Raw genomic sequence first — 20,775 nt, 5'->3', positions numbered from 1 at the left:
AGATGACTAATTGCGAGTGAAAAACTTTCTACTTAAAAGAATATGGTCGTAAACGACAGTTAGCAGCGCTCGTCTATTGAAAGCGCTACTCTATATGTTCTTGCACCTATATTTTCCAGGAAATATTTTGTTGAAACATTACTCAAATTAGCGAATAAAAGCTCTGTATAATTATCTAAAATAACGATTAAATTTCCTCTTTTTCGAGGGGAATCCATGAAAAACTTAGCATTTCTACTATATTATTTTCCAGTAATTAGATGTATACTACAACTTTACGATTTAATTTACGAGAAAGGGAGCTATATATGTTTTATCAATATAAATTTTGGCACAGCTTAATGCATCCCACTTATTTTACCCAAGCTGTTGAGCAAGGAGAACTAAGAGGATATAAAAAGCGATCCTTCGCAGTTTTTATACTCTTTTTGCTACTATTCGCCGTTCGTGAGTTTTGGGGCATGGGTACTGAAAGCTTAACAAGCTTATTTGCATCGAATCATCAAACTGAATACTATACAGCCCGTTTATTATCAATGGTTGGGGTTATTGCCTGGGGAGTTATCTATTATTGCTTCCATTATTATGGCATTACATACTTGTTACATCTATTAACAGACATTCCTTATAAATGGATTCAGAAGGTACAACTTTATGTAATGGTATTTTTACTTATTGAAAAGACGATTTTATTTGCTGTGTTTTATGCAGTTGGTTACACTACTAACTTCTCGTTCTTCTCACTTGCACCTATAGCTCAGCAAGTAATTGATAAGGATTATGTACTATTTGCTATCAACCAACTAACCGTAGCAACTGTATTAACAATTATTGTGCAATACACGTTCCTTTCAAAATGGGAGGAGTGGTCAGATCGAAAGGCATTATTAGCAAAAATTATTGGTCTTTATGTAGTAATGGCTATTTTTATCGGAATGATTAGTGTGTTACCACTACAAGAATGGATTACAAGGGGGTTAGGATGATGCGCTTTATTAAATCCAGACCTTGGACAAGTTTAAGTATTATAGTGATAGCGTTATTAATTGGTGTAAATGCTTATTTTGTATTTAAGGATGATAGTAAAGTAGCAAGATCCTACTTTATCAATGAATTCCAACGAGCTACACCTAGTGATCGTGTAGAAACGGTTGAAAAGGATGCGATTGTTGCACCAGCACAAACCTATACGATTTCAGCAGATGCGAAAAATCTTGCTGCAATAGATGTAACACGTGGACAGGAAGTACATGCCAATGATTTACTAGCTACCTACAAAACAGAGGAAGTTGACGGTGAATTAGCAAAGCTTGAGGCTGAACGCACTGCCTACGAAACTGAATTAAGTGATTTAGAATCTGCTTTAGCGGACATAGAATCTGAATACGGTGGAGGCAATGACCCTAAAAGCTCTATTAATACCGACCAAATTAGTGAGAAATTAAATGTCTCTGTTAAATTTGAATTAGGTCAGCAAGCTTCTCCATCAACTGCAGTGGCAATACTGAACCGTCATATTGCAGAGACCAATCGTCAAATAGCTTTAATGGATGCACAAATTGGCCAAATTAAAGCGCGCCAAGGTGTTATTTGTCCAGTAGATGGTGTCATCTCAAAAATCACTGAACAAGCTGGTGCGGTCACATTTGAAATCTATTCATCTGAAAAGTCTATGCTTGCCTACTTATCCGAGGATGAATGGCAAAAGGTTGAAGATGGACAAACCGTTAATTTTAAACTACCGCATAACGACGATGATCTATCTGGTATTGTCTTCCAAAAACAAATGATACCAGCAAATAAGGAATCCCTTTGGGCAAATGAACTAGCTAAGTCTGCAAAGCTACCAAAGCCTACAAGCTATGAGGTAATATTGCATCAAGATGACATACTAGAAAACATTCCATTTTCAACTGTCGGTAAAGCTTCTATTACCGTAAATCAGGCATCCAACGCGCTTAAAGTGAAATCCGCATGGGTGAAGGCTGGAAAGAAAAATAAACATAGCGTTTATACAATTGATGAAAATGGTAAAATACGCCTTGAGGATATCGAGGTTGCCTTTAAAACGGCAGATTCTACGATCTTTACAGGCTATATGGATGCTGGAACACCTATTATCGCAAATGAACAACGCAATATTTTAGCTCGCTCCTTCCGTTCAATACCACTTAAAAAAATCGAGTGGCGCAATTTTAAAGAGATCGGTTGGAAAGACTACGTAAAATATATTGTCTTTTAGTATATAAAAGCCTCCCCGCATGATTGGGGAGGCTTTTGTGCTGTTAGCGGTTTTTTGATGTTTATCAGCGATTTACTTGGTTTTATCAGCGATTCTTTGTTGCTTATCAGCGATTCTCTGATGTTTATCAGCGATTTTTCTGCTTTTATCAGCGATTCTATGTTGCTTATCAGTCAAGTCCTAAATATTGTGTAAAATTCTATACAACTGTTCTTCAACTCTGACTTTAATTTTGTCAAATTGTCCAGCTTATGTTGGAATTCGCCGCTAAAAGTGTGATTTGCGCCGCTAACCAAAGGAAGAACGCCGCTAAAACACGAAATTCCGCCGCTAACCAAGCAAGGAACGCTGCTAAAACTTGAAAGCGATTTCTCTGCTTTTATTAGCAATTCTCTAATGCTATCAGCGATTTTTCTGCTTTTATCAGCGATTCTCTGATGCTATCAGCGATTTTCCTAGTTTTATCAGCGATTCTTTAATGCTTATCAGCGATTTTTCTGCTTTTATCAGAGATTCTCTGATGTTTATCAGCGATTTCTCCGGTTTTATCAGCGATTCTTTGATGTTTATCAGCGATGTTATCTTTTCTACCGGTTTCTTAATTAAATGATGAATTCTCCATTTGTTCTTGTGTTGCTAGCTCATAGTTCATTGCTGCTATACCACTTACCTCATGGATCATGCCATGTACATATAGTTTCTCACCATTTTCTCCATTCAGACGGACAGAAAAAGCAGAATTACCTTTTCCGACTCTTTTTACAGTGACACCATCTGCTGAAAGCTCGACATCAACTATTTTATGATCATGCATTGCACCTGTGTATTGCTCAATTTTGAAATCTTTCACCTTAAAGCCAATTTCACTTTTGGGAATGAACGCATTGCTTTTTTCAATCGCTAATGTTGAATACAATCCATAGCCATCAGATTCTGCATGGATACCTACACGTACCGAATGTCCTTTATTATCAGAGAAAGTCGCAATATAGTCACCTGCTTGCAATAACGACAGCACATAGTTACCGCCCTTAGGAATCGATTGTTCATCCCAGCCATCAAATTCATATGGTTTATAGCTAAAAACTTTATTACTAACAGCTTGTCCAGCAGCTGTAGTTAGCTGAATATTTTTCGGATCAAAGCCTAAATCTTGCTCAAAAATCATTGCTGAGCCAGGTGTCACTTCATCTGTTGGTTGACAGTTAATTTGTAATTTTCCATCTACTTTTGTTACATCAATTTTATATTTTTGCATTTCGACGATTTCATAATTTTCATCATTATCAATATTGTAGCCAACTAGCATGAAATAGCCCGATCCCTCTCGTAACGCCTCTATCTGCATATCATTTTTTGTTCGAAGAATGCGGAAGAACTCATGCTCTCCATCCGGCGTTAGATTATCGTTAGAATAAGCATCAATATTAGTTGAATTAAACTCCTGTGCAGTAAATGTTTGGGTCACTCGTTTAGCCTTCATAACTTCAAGACGATGAATAAATAACGCAAGCTGCGAACGATTGACAGTCTCTTTTAAGCCAAAAGTAGTTGGTGTAATCCCCTTCGTTATATTATTCTCAAACAATGGAGCGACTGCGTAATAAGCATCTGAATATTTTACAATATCCTTAAATGGTAATGTCTGACCAATAGTAGATTCTAAATGATATGCCGTCGTTAGCATTCGCGCTAATTGTTCACGTGTAATCGCTTGATCGACACCGAAGGATCCGTCAGCAAACCCTGAGATAATCCCTTCACTTTCCAAGGCTGCGATGGCCCCATAATATTCATCGCCCGGTTTTACATCCGTAAATTGTGGATCCATTACATTTTTAGTATCCAGCCCTAGAAGACCTGCTAAAATCTTCGAAGCCTGTCCACGCGTCACATCAGCGAATGGCTTAAACGTGCCATCTGCATAACCTTTAATAATTCCGCGTTCAGCTAAATTCTTTACCGCTACACCGTATTCCTTCGTGTAATCAACATCAGAAAATTTATCTGTTGCCTGTGCAGTTGGTACTACTACAATTGCACTTGTCGCTAATGCAGCAACTAATGCCCCTTGAAATAAAGTATGCTTCTTCATCACCAGCTCAACCCCTTAACATATTTTGTCTATCATACTATTATAATACGTATAAGGGAATCCAAATATTTCATAATCCTCTATTATGAAGAGTTTCTTTTTTCTATCGAATGTTGGGGTGAGGCACTATATGAATCGGTTCGAGATATATTTGTCATTTTTGTGATTTTATTTAGCGTTGCGACTTTTCATTCCGTCGTTTTCGCTCTTCTATCCATTCCCCCTGCTCATCTTACCATCGTCATAATTTTCCCGATAAATAAAAAAAAGCGGAGAGTTCGATTTAACTCGAACCTCCACTGTTTAAAAATATTTCTTAGTTTTTGAAGTCTTGTTTAGCTGTAACTTTTACAGGAGTTGCGCTTTGACCACCAATGTTTACACGAGCATTGAATACGTCTCCAGCTTTACCTGTAGCAGATGCTGTAGCTGTACCGTTATTGCTGAATACTACTTCACCAGAAACTTTAGATAAAGTTAGTGTTGCAGCAGCAGTCGGAACACCGTTAAATACAGCTTGGCCTTTAACTACGCCAGTAGCATCAGCTTCAGCAACAGTTGCCATTACGCCGTATTGGTCAGTAACAACTACGTCAGTTAATTTGAAGAATGCATCTAAGTCGAAGTCAGCAGCTACATTGTAAGAAGAAGTTGTTACGAAGTTAACAGCATCACCGTTAATGTATTGTTGAGCTTTACCATCTTCTACTACAGCTACTTTTTCTACCTTAGGAGCAACGTTAGAGAATGTTACTTCTTTCACGATTTCTTCCCCAGTAGCATTGATTGTGATTGTTACTTTTGCAGTTGCAGTTTTAGCATCTTTATCGAATTCTACTTTAGCTGCATCATCAGTAGTAATATTACCATCTGCAACGTTTGTAAGAACTGCAGATTTTACAGTGTAGTCAGAACCTGCTTTAAGTGTAACTTCTCCACCATTAGCAGTTACTGCTTTCACAACGATGTCTTTGCCATATCCAGTTGGGATTGTTAAAGATCCAGCAGTACCTGCTACATAGATAGGTTTAATATCTTCTACTTTATAAGAAGTGAATGAGCTATCTTTTACAACTGAGAATTGTTTAGAGTAAGTGCTTGCTTCAATTGCAGTATTATCCTCTTTTACAAGTTTGAATGTTACATTAGCAGTTGTTTTAGTAGCACCTGCTTTGTATGCTACTGTAATTTTGTTGTCAGCAGCACCGATTTTACCTGTTACTTCGAATGGTGCGTTTTCATCTGTAGATGCTTCGATTGTGTATTTTGCTGTTGCAAGTTTTGCAAGAAGCTCATCCGTTGAAATAACTTGACCGAATTGATCTTCAACTACGATGTCTTTTGCAGTGATTTCTACTTTTTCACCAGCAATTTCACGGATAGCTGTGCTTACTTTGCTATTTAAGCCAGTGATTACTTTTGGTGCAGTTGTAGATTTAGGAATAACTGTTTGAGTTGCAACTTTACCAGTTGAAGATGTTACAACAACAGTTACTGGTGTGTTTTCTTTGACGTTAGCGCCTGCTACTTTTGCATAAAGCTCGCCATCTTTTTCTACTAAAGTTCCACCAGTAATAGTGATACCTTTCGAACCGTTTAATACAGTAGTATCCTTAATAGCATTACCTTGTTTGTCTAAAACAGATAATGGGAATAGGATGTCTGCTTCAGCAGTAACAACTTTTGTTGGTGCGCCTAATGTAACTGAATCAGCACGTACACCTTCAGCAACTTTCACTGTCGCTTGTCCATTTTTACCAGTTGCTTTAGCGATAACAATTACGTTTGTATCACCAGTTGCTACAATTTTCTCAACTGGAAGAACAACTACATCTTTGCCTTCGATTGTTTGTTTTTCAAATTCACCGAATGTTGCAACAGCTTGGTTTGTATTTGTTACTAGAACTTCATCTTTTAGACGTTTTACGTCAGTAATTTCTTTACCGTATTGGTCTTTTACAGTAACAGGAAGATAGAATTTATCTTTTGCTAAAGCAGTATCTTCAGTTAACGTTTTGCCATCTTTGTTGTAAAGAGCACCAATTGTTACGTCAGATGCTACAGTTTTTGCAGAAACTGTTACAGTTTGTGTAGTTGTTGTTGCAGTAGCACCGTGGATCACTGTAAGTACTACTTTATCGCCTTCCTTAAGGCCAGCAGCTTTATTAATTGTGATCGAACCGTCTGCATTTGAAACTGCATTATCAGCACCTGCTGTAGAAAGTGTTAAAGATGAAGAGTTTAATTTTGTAATGTCTTCACCATATTGGTTTTTAATTTGGTAACCGATTGTAGCTGTAGTATTAACACCAGTTAATGGAGCTACTTCACCAAGGATTTCAATATGAGAAACTTTTTCGTCTTCTGTTTTCACAGAACCAGTTAGTGCTTCATCTGAAAGACCAGTTACGTTTACAGTGAATTCACCTTTAGTAATCTTGCTTGTTAATTCAATTGTTGCAACTGTTTTATCTTCGTTCCATGTAATAGAAGAGAAGTTAGATTTGAAGCCATCTTTTTTAAGCTCAAATTTAGCTTTTTCAGTTTCAACTGGTTTATTGAATGTTACAGCTAAAGTTTTTGCATTTACTGCATCAACAGATTTTACTTTTGCCGCAGTTACATATGTAACTTCAGCAGAATAAGTTTTGCCATTGATAACGAACTCTACTTTAGTTTCTTTGTTTTCTGGAAGTGGAGTTGGTAATGTTACTGTGTGTTTTTTGTCATCAGAAAGTGTTACTTCTAATGTTGTAGCATCTACAACTTTAACTTCTTTAACAGTTAAAGATGCTTGTTCACCCATAGTAATTGTACGGTGTAAGAATGATGCAAATTGACCGCGTGTTACTGAGTTTTTAGGATTGAACTGTTGTACATTTTTAACGTTTGTAATACCAGCGTATTCTAACGCGATGATTGCTTCGCGATTTTCTGTAGCTGTAGCTTTGTCTAAATCAGTGATAACAGATTCGAAGTCAGCATCTTTGTAATCAGCTACTAAATCTATGTTATAAACAGTTTTGATAGCACGTACTAAAACAACTGCCATTTGCTCACGGCTCATGTTATTAGCTTGCATTAATTGGTTATTTGAACCTTTGAATACGCCAGCATCTTTAACAAGTGCTGCATATTGTAATAACTCTTTGTCAGGCGTTGATGTTGGTAAATCAGTGAAACGAGCTTTTGTTGCATAGTCTGCAGGGATTTCGTAATTTTCTGAAACTAACCATTTTCCTAAGAATTTAGTTACATTACCACGAGTAACTACAGCATCCGGTCTGAATGTGCCGTCTGGGTAACCTGCTACGATTTTAGCGTCTGCTAATGCTAAGATAGCGTCCTCATGGTCATTATCTTTAATATCAGTAAAGCTTGCTGCGCTTGCTGCTGGTACGATTGCTGATGCTACTAGGGCTGCTGAAGCTGCGCCTACAACCCATTTACTATATTTTTGTTTCATATGAAATTACCTCCTAGATAAATTAGCCAATATTCGTGACTACGACTTCATTATAAGAGTACGAGATAATAAATTTCAAAATGAAATACCTGGAATGAAAATTGTGGTAACACCTTATTTCTAAAGGTTTTTAAACCATATTTTGTACAAAAATAGTCATTGCTACCATCCTGAAAATTAACAGACAAACCTTACTGCCACAAGGAAAATATACCATCTTACCCATGTCATTTTTACCATCCATATTTCTACAATTTTCGACTTTTAAGCAATAATTGATTAAAAACCATTAGTGAACAATTCGTGAACTCTTGTCACAATTAGGTTGGTAATTTATTCTTGTATTCCCTATATTCTATCTTTTTATTCCATAAGTTTCATATATTATTAGCTTTTTGGTATATTACATAAGCCCTTTTTCGTTCAGAAATTGACTTATGAATTGGCACTTTTTAATCAGCAATTACCGTTATTCTATCAATATTTGGTATTTTACCAGCAATTTTCTTGAGAGTATCGTTGTCATAGCTTTTTAGGGAATCTTAGCTTTTTATTAGCGATTTTCTTAGGGGGATCGGTGATTCTAGCTTTTTATCAGCGATTTTCTTTGTGGTATCAGCGATTCTTTGCTTTTTATCAGCGATTTTCTTGAGGGTATCAGCGATTCTTTGCTTTTTATCAGCGATCTTATTGGGGTATCAGCAATTCTGTGCTTCTTATCAGCGATTTTCTTGGTGGTATCAGCGATTCTTTGCTTTTTATCAGCGATCTTATTGGGGGTATCAGCGATTCTTTGCTTTTTATCAGCGATCTTATTGGGGGTATCAGCGATTATTAGCTTTTTATTGCGATCTTCTTGGAGGTATCAGCGATTATTGCTTCACGTGCTTTTGACACGGGGCGTGCTGGACATTTACAGCATAGGGTTTTATTAATTAATTTGTTTTGAAAATGGGGCTTATTAAAATGATTGGAACCATGCCTCTTATCGTATGCCATATTCGCAAATCTATTGAAACTGCAAAATGGTAGATGCTATTGGCGATACTTCTATCCGGTGCATTCCTAATTGCTAGCGGTGAAACAAAAAAAGCAGTGATTTCTATAATTAAAGAAATCACTGCTTTTCCTATGCATTACGCTTTTTTATTCTCCCAATTACGAACTGACTAAATGGAAGCATCGAAATTAACTTCGTCACTGTAATACAAACGATTAGCGCCCACAACATTAGCAATGGCACTCGCACAAGCGTACTATTAAAATGATCCACGAACCATCCTGTTGATATCCGCAGAACCTCCCAATGAATGAGATAGATCATAAACGCATATCGACTTAGCAATTGAACCGTTTTCGTATAAGGTAGCGACTGCCCCCAGGCAATTACCAACAAGGCGATACTTATCACAAGCGGTATTAAATCAAGTCGTCGCGAATGCGTCTCAGTATAACCGAGCTGCAGACGGATATATAAAAAGATAGCAGATAACACGAACAACACAACCATTGCGTAACGATACTTTTTTGCAAGCGCAGCAATCTGCGTATAATAAACACCCATCGCATATGCTATCGCAAAATAACCAAGCCAGCCCGTAAAAAGTAAACGCAACATGAGATCATTCTCTTCAAAAAATGGATATGGCAAGGCAATTAATGAATGATGGATTAACATAATCAGCACACATAACGGTAAAAACCAAGCCATAGACCATTTAAACCGCTTCATCAACGTAAAGACTACATATAACTGCATCATAACCACAACAAACCAACCTACAAACCCACCGTAAACTACATTACTGACAAACTTTTCCCATACTAAGCCATTGTGATAAATTAACTCAACAATTACAGAATCAAGTATGGCCCACATTAAATATGGTAGAAAGATATATTGAATTCTATTCGGCCAAAAGTTATTCGGAATTTTAACTTGATAACGATTCGCCAAAATTAAAATAGACAACAAAATAAACGTCGGCGTTGCATAACAGAGCGCAATCCGTAAAAACAGATAAAACGACTGTTCTGGCTCTTCACCTACCTCCATAATAATCCATGAAGAGGTGTGTAATAATAAAATAGATAAACACGCCACCACACGCAGTAAATCCCACTCTTTGATCACTGAACATTCTCCTAAAACTATTATATCTCATTTAAGTCTGTCATAGTTTGTCGATCAATGCAATGGAGATACTTGTTATCTATGCTATAATGAGGGGATTACATTAAAGAGAAATAGATTAGCAAAATAGATATATTATAGAAGAGAGATGAAATCGTCGTTGGAGGCAGTTTTAAGCGAATTAAAGCAAATCAATCAACGTCTTGATTCAACAAGATTAGAATTTGAGGTAAACAAACGCCACTTAACTTTGAAGTGGCGTTTTGAGTACTCTTCTCTATTAATAAAGAAGAAAGTAATATTAAAAGAACGGAACTTTCCATCACCAAATCTTCTCCACCCATTCAGGATGGTCTATAAACGGATTTCGATTGCCTTGGATATCATAAATTCTTTCATTTCTTTGTTTTTCATTTTCATCTACAGGATCTTGCTTGTGCCATTGTAAAAGAACAGAGAGTTTACCGTGATAAGGGACTGTTCCATTATTGACTTTGTCATTTAATTCCAGATCAACCTTATCTCCAGGCTCATAACGAGTTGCCATGTATAATAAAATACGTGCTACATCACCTTTTACGCGATTAGGTGGTTCGAATGAATCTGAATCTTTAAAGCAGCCATTACAACCAGCGACTGGGCTGCCTCCATTGTCAAAGTCTAAATTTCCTCTTGCACTATTAACTTGTACATCGGTTGCGCGTAAATGATGGATATCTGTTCCGGGTCCTTTGCTTGTCCCAAAGTTTCCGTGTGATTTTGCCCACGTATGCTCTCGGTTCCAGTTTCCCACATTGCCGCCACTGTTTGTTTTTGGACTAGATTTCCCAGAGTAAAATAAAATGACATTATTCGGATTATTAGTATCTTCATCTGTATACTTTAAAGCATCCCAAACATCATCATAAGAAAGTACCTTTTGTTCAGAAATGATATCATGAAGAGCCTTTTTTAGTGCTTGACCTTCCTTGTTATATGCTCCTGCATAATAATCATTAGCCATTACTGTCACGCTGAAGCTTGTCGTGACACTTTTCTTGCCATCAGAAGCAGTAACGCCAACAATATGACTACCCTCATCTAAATTGAGTGTTAATAATTTTCCACTTATAGTGCCCTTGGTAGCCGTAAATGAAAGTTTATCACCATCAGGATCAGAAAAATGATCTGTTAAATCAATTTGAATTTCCTCTCCAACAGCTACAGTTTTGTTTGAAATCGGATTTTTAATGATTGGTTGCTTGTTTTCTGAAGGCAAAGAAGGATCCACAATGGGATCCCCCTTCGAATTTGTAAATTTAATTTGCTCCGGAGCAGCGCCCTTTTTATAGATGATCGATTGTATATCTATATTTTCAGCGCCTCTTATTTCACTGACTTTTGGACCTTCAATTGTGAGTGTTTTCACGCTATTGCCTTTAAGGTCGATAATCATCCCTGCTTTAGCTGGACTAAGGATAACATCAGTCGTCTTAAAGCCTTCTCCATGTAGTTCCGCATAGGCGCCTTTTAGGAAAACACCTTTTGGAATAACAGATTGAGCATCTAAATGCACTGCCACACTAGGTTTATTTATTGTCAATTTGTTTGTTTTGAAGTTCTTATAGTCATATACTATTTCAGGCTGAATCGGTTCAACAGTTGAACCTTTCTTAACATCGATTTGTACCATTACAGGATCATGGTCACTTGCACGACCAGCCATGTCCGTGAAGTCAGCGTTAATATGAAGGATATCGACATCTGTTTTTTCTGCCAAATTATTTGACACTAAAATATGGTCTAATACTTGTGAGTTCCCCTGATAAACATATGTGTAACGATCCGAAGCATCCACTTTATTAATCATATTTGTCATCAATTGACCTTCATGGATTTTAAGCGCATCGGCGAATTGGTAATCATTAAAATCACCTAAAGAAACAATGTTTGCATCTGGATTTTTTGATTTAACGTCCTCAACAAAATTATAAACAATGTTGGCGATTTTTTTACGTTGCTTTTCACTTCCATACTGTGGCGGCTGAATCGCACCAAATAAAGGAGTATCTCCATTTTTAGAATTCCAATGATTTGCGATAACAATGACATCTTCACCTTGGAATTCAAATTGTGCTGCTAAAGGTTTGCGGCTACTATGAAACGCTTCATTTGCCGGATCAATTCGACCAGGGTTCAATGTTAATTTCTCATCTTTATAGCCAACAGCCGTTGTAGCATCTCCTGCTGGCATACCTTCTTTCAGCTTAACTCGCTTTGGATTATAAAGGAAGCCAACCCGAATATTAGCGTCCGGTGCTCCACCGTCTTGATTGTTAATTGGATCGATATTCACATATTGATACTCGACACCACCGACACCTTTAATAGCGTCAATTAATCTTTTATAACTTTGATCTGCTTTTGAATCACCTGCAGATGGTCCATTATTATCCTGCACCTCTGTTACGCCGACAATATCAGGGCTACCCATATCAATACCAATTGCTCTTGCTAGTTTTCTCGCTTTATCATCAGTTGCCGAAGTTTTGTTATTAGAGAAGTTCTCCAAATTATACGAGGCAATTGTTACCTCATCTTCTGCTTTTACTATTTTCGTTGTCTCTGGTTTTGTATTTCCTTTTTCATAAGCAGCCTTCATCTCATCTAAAGAAGCATAGATTTTAAAGTTTTGATAGGAATAGCCTACGATACCCGTAATTGGTCCTTTAAATTTATCACCTGTAGCCACTTCAAAATTACGTGCAGCGCCATTCGGTTCTAGTCGGAATTGAATTCTGTTCGGATTTGCATTTTCTTTCTCATACAGTACCCCACCGTGAATTGTGTCCGTCGGTTCATCCTCAAGCACTGTTACTAAATCTCCATGCTCCTGAGGTGCTACCGCCTTCACGTTTCCAACTTCTACTCTCATCCCTTCAATACTTTCCCAAAAATCAATAGCATCAATTGTTGGATTAAAAATTTGGAGTTGATCACTGTCGATTTGACTAAATGACATTTTTAGCTTATCGATTTCAATTGCTTTTGGTAAAGCTACACTACTTTTAATGACTTCTACTTTCCCATCTTGATCGTCACGCACATTAATTTGAGTTGTTTTTAAATCCGTTTGCTGCCTATCATCATAGCCATCGTAAGCATATTCGCTTACTTTACCTTTAACAGATACTAAATCCCCTACCTTTATTGGCCATGGTTTCTTTCCACTGTACAGAAAAATTCCTTCAGAAGTATTCGGATCATGATCTGCCAATTCATCTGGCGTTTGAATCGTATAATACCAATTATTATTTAACGTAAATGAATAAGTTACGACTCCTTCAATTCCTTCAACTGTTTTACCATCAAAGGTTGAAGCATGCCCTGCACCTTGAATATCATGAATTTGGAGTTGATCAGCAATGCGATAATCAAATGTAGTTATTTCGCTATATGTGCCATCTTTCGCTTTAACTATTGCTTTTAAAGTCGTATTCTTGCTAATTTCAATTGGTGTCTCATATTTAAGACTTTTATCAGTCGGCACCGTGCCATCTAATGTGTAATAAATTTCTGCATCGGCTGTCGATGTTGTTAAAGTAACTGTTGTTTTTCCCACAAACGTCCCACTTCCAGGAGATGCGCTTGCAGGCTTTAATGCCGAACTGTCCACTACAATATCTGCTTTTGATCGAGGAATGACTTGATAGTCGTTATCAAACTGTTGAACAATACCAGTGATAGATTCATAGTTTGTACCGACAGCTAAGCCAAGCGAATTTGTTTCATCTCGTACGAGGAAATTTGTTCCGTCACTTGCAGTAAAGTTTGCCCATCCAGCCCCTTGTTGAACATCTGTAAGCGTAACATTTTTTACTGTTACTAACTGTGATTCACTATCTTCATTCACTTGAGCACCTGTTACTACCTTTGGAGAAGGTACACCGGCATTTTCAACCTTTTCAACGATTGTCGCACCATCTAATTGTAGTAGCCCACGATAGTCAGCTAACTTACCTTTTAAAGTAACTTCATCACCAATTGACATAGCTAAACTAGTAGGTCTTACGGCAATACCACCTGTTTCGTCTTGAACGGAGAACGTATTTTTCAAGCCTGCCGCAACTCTACCTTTAATAGTTACCGTTTCACCTACTCCTTTATTCCGAGCTTCTCCAATTGAAAGAATTGCCGGTGCTTCAGGGTCAACAGGCTGTCCTGAATCAATATCCATAACATGCTGCCCTAAATTAGAAAAATCATCTACCGGATATGGAGTCCATTCTAAAGCTGCATTAAATGGATCCTCAATATTCGTATCACCCGTCAAGACAGAACTTTTTCTTACTAAAGTTACATCTTTAGCAAAATCCGCTGAAGAACCAACTTGTCCAATAGAATCGACTATTTCACCAGCTTTCCTTAAAACGACTGGATCATTTCCATTGAAATTAATAACACTTGAGTTTTCTAGATTTCCTTTTGCTTTAATGTTAGGCGCTGCATCTTTATGATATAAAACATAAGTAGCTCCGCTTTCTAGAATACCCGTCAGACTCACTTTATTTTTCGCGATAACTTCCCCGTTCGTATGAAGTTCTAACGTATAATTACTTAAATCAACCGCTGCACCTGTACCATTATATATTTCAATGGCTTTATTAAAGGAGCTTCCTTCTACATACTCCGAAATGATTAAATCCTTTGCTAATGTTTCAGCTTGTACAGTGAGGGGTGCTACTGGTGTGACAACACTCGCGACTAGAGTTGTTGCTAAAAAGGCGTTTATTGGCTTCTTCCAGTTTTTTTTTGACATCCAGTCAATTCTCCTTTCTAATTTGAGAAAGATAGTTTTTTAAAATGTAAAAGATAAGGTTATCGTGGAGGGTTAGCATTCTACTCAATATGAGTTAAGGAAATTATTTTATTGATACCTTTATCTTCAAAGGCTTTTACCGCTTTTTTGGTTTCCTTCAAAAAATCAAGGTTGGATGAAACAAACGGAATTTTGCGTCTTTAATGAAATTAACTAGGCTTAATTTACTTCTGGTGTCCTAAATCAAATTTATGATTACCGAATGTCATCACACTTAAATTTATAAACTCTAAGATTAGCTTGTCCCTTAAAAGCAATACAATTTAAATTGTACTAGTGTCGCTTGAATGCATTAATGACAAAGTAAACCTCTATATCTAGGCTTCTGTTTGGACTATACCGTACAATCGACTTTCTCGCATATAGAACGCCATCATTAGTCTTGTTATTCAAAACTTCCCACCACATATATATGTAATCATATTATTATTAATTCACTATTTTAATAGTATTTATATTATGTTAATGAATTGTAATGATGGAAATTTACCTAGAGGTGATTAATATAAAACGTTAGTTGTTCAAACGAATTTTGAGTTTAAAAGTCTTTCAAATATATCCATATTCAAACAGTTAATTGAGAATTTTAAATAAGAAAATTTATAAGGGCCAATTGGCAAGAAAGATAGGGATAGTTCGACGTGAATTTACACCGAAGAAGACAAAAGAAAAGGCATCCATTATAGATGATTATTATGAGGTGATTGTGGCTTTATTATATGTCAAAGCAGATGTTTTATTAACGCCGTGTACTATGGCATTATTGATGAGATTCATGCGTACTCAGGTACAGCGTTATCAATACAGGTTGCTTTTCAAAATATATACTTTGAAAAATATCGTTTGCTTCAATGTTTTAATCAATTTGTTGCGTTGGTTCCAGCCTAGATTCGAATGAAAGGTTGTTCCATACTCTGCTTCATGTTTAATATTTTTACTGCTTGACTTAGTTACTCCACTACAAAATCCAATATTGATTTATTTCTCGACCACATTACGAAAGAAAGCAACTATCAAGCAGTTCAATTGATGTGCGCATTTTATAAATGCCTAAAGTCGGATTATCAATCACAAAAAGCAGAACAGCTATTATGGCGCCAATGAAAAAGCTACTCACACACATTCGCGTAATATTCACTATACAGGCATATTGATGCGTTCAACGCATTTTGAGAAAAGCAAGCACTCGTTCAAAAAATCACAAAAAGTACCATCCGACGCCAACACAGAAACAAGTGGAAAAATTCGGAAACTCGTTAGAACTAGACTTTATAACCGGAACCATTTCCATGCATTTTCCGTCTACATCCGAAGTAGACAGTCAAGGTTCTATTCACTTTGACGGGCTACTTGGGATGTGGAACACTCCAAAAATGGACGTTGCGCAACATAAAAAATAAACTTGCGTGTGTCTAAATTCTTACCATAGATCCAATTTTATAGCATACCTTATCTGTTTGTATTGAGATAGTTAATAGAGCAATTTATATTAACATAGCAATTGCCTTTTAACCTTAATTTGTCTCTTGTTATCTATCCAGATATCAAAGAAATCAATAAAAGTTGGATTTATTTCATCTTCACACCATCCGCTTTAAAAACACTAAAAACTGTCATCCAAATAATTTTTAAATCAAAACTTAATCCCATGTTTTCTACATAATATTGATCATATTCAACCTTTTTTTCGTCTGAAATAAAATCTCTTCCCATTACTTGAGCATATCCAGTCAGTCCAGGCCGAATACGATGCACCCCAGCCTTATCCCGCATTTTAATAAGTTTATACTGATTATATAAAGCAGGTCTTGGGCCAACAACCGACATATCACCTTTTAAAATATTAAAAAGCTGTGGTAATTCGTCTAAGCTCGTTTTTCTAATAAATCTACCAACAGTGGTAATATATATTGTTGGATCTCCTAGAGCCTCCGTAGAAACATTAGGCGTTTCTGTATACATTGATCGAAACTTATAAATTTCAAAATGCACGCCATCTTTACCTACACGCTGTTGTTTAAATAAAATTGGACCTTTAGAATTGAATTTAATTGCAATACCAACAATAACCAGTGGGACAGCAAATAATATAATCGCTATTAAACTTAATAAAATATCTACTAAACGTTTCATTGTTCCCTCTCAGTAATAGTTATTGCTTGCTTTAAATTATATTTTTGATAGGAATTATCCTTATAAGAAGACAACTCCTTTGCATAATATAGATCGCTAAAAACTTTTTGATATAAACCCTTATGCCCTATCAGTTTCTTTAAAACTTTGCCTGCAAATACACTAAAGTAAATAGATTTGCCATGTACTTCAGAAATTTCTCGCACCATTGAACTCGTATTAATATATTGTGGATCTTGTGGATGGAAAATACCAGACTCTTCATTTTGAATTAGTTGATATATTAATTCAATTAAATTATCTATAAAAATCATACTTCTTTCATTTTCGACTAGAGGGAAAATAGGTGTTTTCTTACTTAATTTACTCAAAAGCGTATAGTTACCTGGACAATTTGGACCATAAACCATTGGCGGGCGTACAATGGCAACTTTAAAATGTTCATCTTCTAATTCTTTTATGGCTTCCTCAGCAACTAATTTACTTTGTCCATAAAAAGTAACTGGTTCTATACTTGATCCAGAATTGATACAACCTTCTTGATTACCAAAAACAGCCATGGTACTAATAAATATAAATTGCTTTACTTTTTCTCGTTTAGCTTTTAAAGCTAGTTCTTTAGTTAAAGCTACATTTATATCAAAATACAAGTCTTTACTGTATTTTGATTCTTTTTTATGAACTAATGCTGCAGTATGGATAACTATATCCATATCAGTAAAATCAAGCCGATTTAAGGATTCATTTCTTATACTTTTTTTATTGATACTATAATTCTCTTGTTTTAAACACAAATTAGCATATAATCTATTTGAAATGTATCCTGTTTCTCCTGTTATAAAAATTCTCATTTTATACTCCATCCATAAATAATAATATAGAATAACAAATATAAATAAAACGACAAAATGCATATACTAATTATATTTAAATATCCATTAATATCTTTTTATATTAGAATATCAATTAAGTTTTTTAATAGATTTATACCATCTCCATGCATCTTCACACATATCCGCTAAATTATATTTCGCCTTCCATCCAAGTAGTACTTCAGCTTTGCCAACTTCTGCAATACTGACAATTATATCCCCGTCTCGACGATTTACAATTTCATAAGGAATCTTTACACCATTTACTTCCTCAAATGTATGTATTAAATCTAATACAGAGTAACCAATACCCGTCCCAAGATTAATTGCTTCACAACCTGAATTTTTATCTATATATTCTAATGCTTTAACATGTCCACTTGCTAAGTCCATTATATGAATGAAATCACGTATACAACTTCCATCCATTGTATCATAATCTCCTCCAAATACTTGTAATTTAGAAGTCCCTTCACTAGCTGTTTTTAGTACATGAGGCATTAAGTTATTAGGAGTACCGAATGGTAATTCACCCAATAAACCGCTTTTATGAGCGCCTATAGGATTAAAGTAACGCATTAAAGCTATACTCCAGGTACTATCGGACAAAACAAGGTCACTTAATATCTCTTCAAGCATTAACTTAGTACGCCCATATGGATTAGGTGCTTGAAGTGAGAAATCTTCTTTCATCGGTGGGGTATGTATATCTCCATAAACTGTTGCAGAAGAGCTAAAAACAAGTTTTTTTAAATTAAATTCTTGCATTACATCAATTAGATTTAAAGTACTAATTAAATTATTTCGGTAATACACTAGCGGATTTTTAACAGACTCGCCAACAGATTTGAAGCCAGCAAAATGAATAACAGCTGAAATATCATATTCCTCAAATACACTCCGAACAGCTTGAATATCTAACATATCTACTTTCATAAATGATACTTTTCTTTGAACAACTGATTCAATTTTTTCTAAAACATTAATTGTAGTTTTTGATAGATTATCAAGTATCACACAATCATATCCTTGTTCAATTAATTCCACTACAGTATGACTCCCTATAAAGCCAAGCCCACCTGTTATTAGTACTGTCATACTCTCACCTACTTTAATAATCGTTCGTAAATTGATATATATTCCTGTAAAACCTTATCTAATAAATAAGGTTCTACTGATTGTTTTGCCTTTTGCCCCATCCGCTTTCTCAATGGCTCTTCCTTTGCAAGAGCTGTAAAGGCTGAAACAAGTGCTCGATCGTCTTCGTGACTCACAATAAATCCATTTTCGTTTGATTTGATTAAATCTCTTAATCCCCTTGTATTAGTTACAACACATGGAATATTATTAACCATTGCCTCCATTATACTTTTAGGTAACCCTTCACGATGAGAAAGTAACGTAACAATATCAATAATTTGTAACAATCTAAGAACATCTTCTCTAAATCCTAAAAAGCGAACCCCTGAAAGCTGTTCTTTTGCAACAAAACTCCTCAATTCCCTTTCTTTATCACCATCCCCAATAATCAGTAACTCCAATTTAGGATTATTAAGTTTTATTTGCCGCCAATTCCTTAATAAAAATTGATGATTTTTATTGTCGTTCAGCTCAGCAATACAAGCAATCGTGACAGCATCATGCACCAATCCCAATGACGATCGTAATTGCTGCTTTTCTTCATCTGTGAGACTATGCTCACCAATTTCTACACCTACACCATGAACAAGCGAGATTTTTTCTTTAGGCAATAATTTTTGTGCATTTTTAAAATCTTCTTCATTTATCGTAATTAAATGATCCGTCCATTTCGCAGCTAATCTTTCTGCTGAATAATAAATGAGCCAATTCAGCTTTGGTGCACCTGCAAAAAAGTGAAAGCCATGTGCAGTATATACCATTTTACCAAGTTTGATTTTACGAAAAGCCGCTCTCGTTAATAAAGCTGCGACAGGCGTATGCACATGTACTAAATTAAATTTCTCTTTAACGAACAACTGTTGAAGTTGCTTATAGGCTACTATATTTTGAGAATTTAACGGGCTTCTTGAAAATGGTATATCAATGCACTTCACATTTATTTCCTCTAAATTCTTTTTACCTTCTCCTGTACCCGCTGCATGCACTTCATAGCCGCACTTTTGAAAATATTGAATATACGGAATATGAAATGCTGTTAGATGGCGATAGACAGAAGCTACGAATAGGATTTTCATATGGTTTCTATAACTCTCCCTAAAAATTCTTTTTATCATCGATAATAATTATTAAATTTTATATTTTTTATTGAAAAATATTCGTCGAATTAACCTAACATAATTTTTTAATAGCTTTTTCGAATTTGTTTCCCATGATCCGTTAAAATGGTGTATTGTGTATGTATTATCTGTAATTAGATATTTATTCGTCATACCATTTTTAGCACAAAGAAAATCAAATGGATAGATAACAATTCCATCATCTAATTTGGATAATTTATTTCCTTCTTTCCATCCATAAGATTCCTTTGTAATCGTTGTAATAATAACTGTGTTGGTCGTAGTATCGAGTTCACCGTTCTCTAAAAAAAATGATCTTCCATCATAATATTTTAACAGCTTCTCTACCCACGGATGATACTGCTCAGCTCCTAACGTACCCGTTATACAATACTCACCTCTTTCAACACCCGTAAATGCTTTATTTATCAATAAATCATCTAATGATTTCACTACTTCGACATCTGTATCCATATAAATGCCACCATAATGATATAAAACAAACAGTCTTACGTAATCTGTGACAAATGCATATTTTTTTTGGTCATATGCCTCTCTTACAAAATCATGTTGATTTAAATCAAAATTTTTCTCATTCCATTCTATAATCTCATACCCCGGTAAAAATTTCTTCCAACTTGCAATACAAGCTTTCGATTTTTCATCTAATTCTTTACCACCAAACCAGCAGTAATGGATCTTTTTGGGTATCAAGTA

11 protein-coding genes are annotated in these 20,775 nt (G+C 35.7%); 2 read left to right on the top strand and 9 right to left on the bottom strand.

What is annotated here, in order from left to right; translation table 11 throughout:
* Nucleotides 1-308 precede the first annotated feature (308 nt).
* Nucleotides 309-986 (top strand): hypothetical protein, encoded by a 678-nt coding sequence (locus MY533_RS02230; protein ID WP_248717859.1) that lies wholly within the window; start codon nt 309-311, stop codon nt 984-986.
* On the top strand, nt 983-2,242 hold the full coding sequence (locus MY533_RS02225) for an efflux RND transporter periplasmic adaptor subunit (protein WP_248717858.1): 1,260 nt from the start codon (nt 983-985) through the stop codon (nt 2,240-2,242). Before MY533_RS02230 ends, MY533_RS02225 begins: the two co-directional genes overlap by 4 nt.
* Nucleotides 2,243-2,840: 598 nt before the next feature.
* Here MY533_RS02225 and MY533_RS02220 read toward each other — a convergent pair.
* From MY533_RS02220 to MY533_RS02180, 9 genes are all read right to left on the bottom strand, one after another.
* Nucleotides 2,841-4,337, bottom strand: a complete 1,497-nt coding sequence (locus MY533_RS02220) for an S-layer homology domain-containing protein (protein WP_248719133.1) — start codon at nt 4,335-4,337, stop codon at nt 2,841-2,843.
* Between the two features lie 316 nt (nt 4,338-4,653).
* Nucleotides 4,654-7,803, bottom strand: a complete 3,150-nt coding sequence (locus MY533_RS02215; RefSeq protein WP_248717857.1) for an S-layer homology domain-containing protein — start codon at nt 7,801-7,803, stop codon at nt 4,654-4,656.
* Between the two features lie 1,129 nt (nt 7,804-8,932).
* On the bottom strand, nt 8,933-9,937 hold the full coding sequence (locus tag MY533_RS02210; RefSeq protein ID WP_248717856.1) for an acyltransferase family protein: 1,005 nt from the start codon (nt 9,935-9,937) through the stop codon (nt 8,933-8,935).
* A gap of 322 nt (nt 9,938-10,259) precedes the next feature.
* A complete protein-coding gene (locus MY533_RS02205; protein ID WP_248717855.1) occupies nt 10,260-14,735 on the bottom strand; it encodes an endonuclease in 4,476 nt (1,491 codons plus the stop codon).
* Between the two features lie 1,629 nt (nt 14,736-16,364).
* A complete protein-coding gene (locus MY533_RS02200; RefSeq protein ID WP_248717854.1) occupies nt 16,365-16,928 on the bottom strand; it encodes a sugar transferase in 564 nt (187 codons plus the stop codon).
* Entirely contained in the window at nt 16,925-17,779 is an 855-nt protein-coding gene (locus MY533_RS02195) for an NAD-dependent epimerase/dehydratase family protein (RefSeq protein WP_248717853.1), read from the bottom strand. Before MY533_RS02195 ends, MY533_RS02200 begins: the two co-directional genes overlap by 4 nt.
* Nucleotides 17,780-17,890: 111 nt before the next feature.
* On the bottom strand, nt 17,891-18,898 hold the full coding sequence (gene galE, locus MY533_RS02190) for a UDP-glucose 4-epimerase GalE (RefSeq protein ID WP_248717852.1): 1,008 nt from the start codon (nt 18,896-18,898) through the stop codon (nt 17,891-17,893).
* A gap of 8 nt (nt 18,899-18,906) precedes the next feature.
* Entirely contained in the window at nt 18,907-20,016 is a 1,110-nt protein-coding gene (locus tag MY533_RS02185) for a glycosyltransferase family 4 protein (RefSeq protein ID WP_248717851.1), read from the bottom strand.
* A gap of 51 nt (nt 20,017-20,067) precedes the next feature.
* Nucleotides 20,068-20,772, bottom strand: a complete 705-nt coding sequence (locus MY533_RS02180; protein ID WP_248717850.1) for a glycosyltransferase family 32 protein — start codon at nt 20,770-20,772, stop codon at nt 20,068-20,070.
* Nucleotides 20,773-20,775 lie beyond the last annotated feature (3 nt).

The organism is Lysinibacillus sp. Ag94, assembly GCF_023242215.1.
In the GTDB taxonomy this organism is placed as follows: domain Bacteria; phylum Bacillota; class Bacilli; order Bacillales_A; family Planococcaceae; genus Lysinibacillus.
Note: the sequence above shows the minus strand (reverse complement) of the source record. Positions and strands in the feature narration are given on the sequence as shown.

Excerpts from the sequence above, each read along its gene's own strand:
- MY533_RS02230 (WP_248717859.1), top strand. The coding sequence starts at position 309 with ATGTTTTATCAATATAAATTTTGGCACAGCTTAATGCATCCCACTTAT.
- MY533_RS02225 (WP_248717858.1), top strand. The coding sequence starts at position 983 with ATGATGCGCTTTATTAAATCCAGACCTTGGACAAGTTTAAGTATTATA.
- MY533_RS02220 (WP_248719133.1), bottom strand. The coding sequence starts at position 4,337 with ATGAAGAAGCATACTTTATTTCAAGGGGCATTAGTTGCTGCATTAGCG.
- MY533_RS02215 (WP_248717857.1), bottom strand. The coding sequence starts at position 7,803 with ATGAAACAAAAATATAGTAAATGGGTTGTAGGCGCAGCTTCAGCAGCC.
- MY533_RS02205 (WP_248717855.1), bottom strand. The coding sequence starts at position 14,735 with ATGTCAAAAAAAAACTGGAAGAAGCCAATAAACGCCTTTTTAGCAACA.
- MY533_RS02200 (WP_248717854.1), bottom strand. The coding sequence starts at position 16,928 with ATGAAACGTTTAGTAGATATTTTATTAAGTTTAATAGCGATTATATTA.
- MY533_RS02195 (WP_248717853.1), bottom strand. The coding sequence starts at position 17,779 with ATGAGAATTTTTATAACAGGAGAAACAGGATACATTTCAAATAGATTA.
- galE (WP_248717852.1), bottom strand. The coding sequence starts at position 18,898 with ATGACAGTACTAATAACAGGTGGGCTTGGCTTTATAGGGAGTCATACT.
- MY533_RS02185 (WP_248717851.1), bottom strand. The coding sequence starts at position 20,016 with ATGAAAATCCTATTCGTAGCTTCTGTCTATCGCCATCTAACAGCATTT.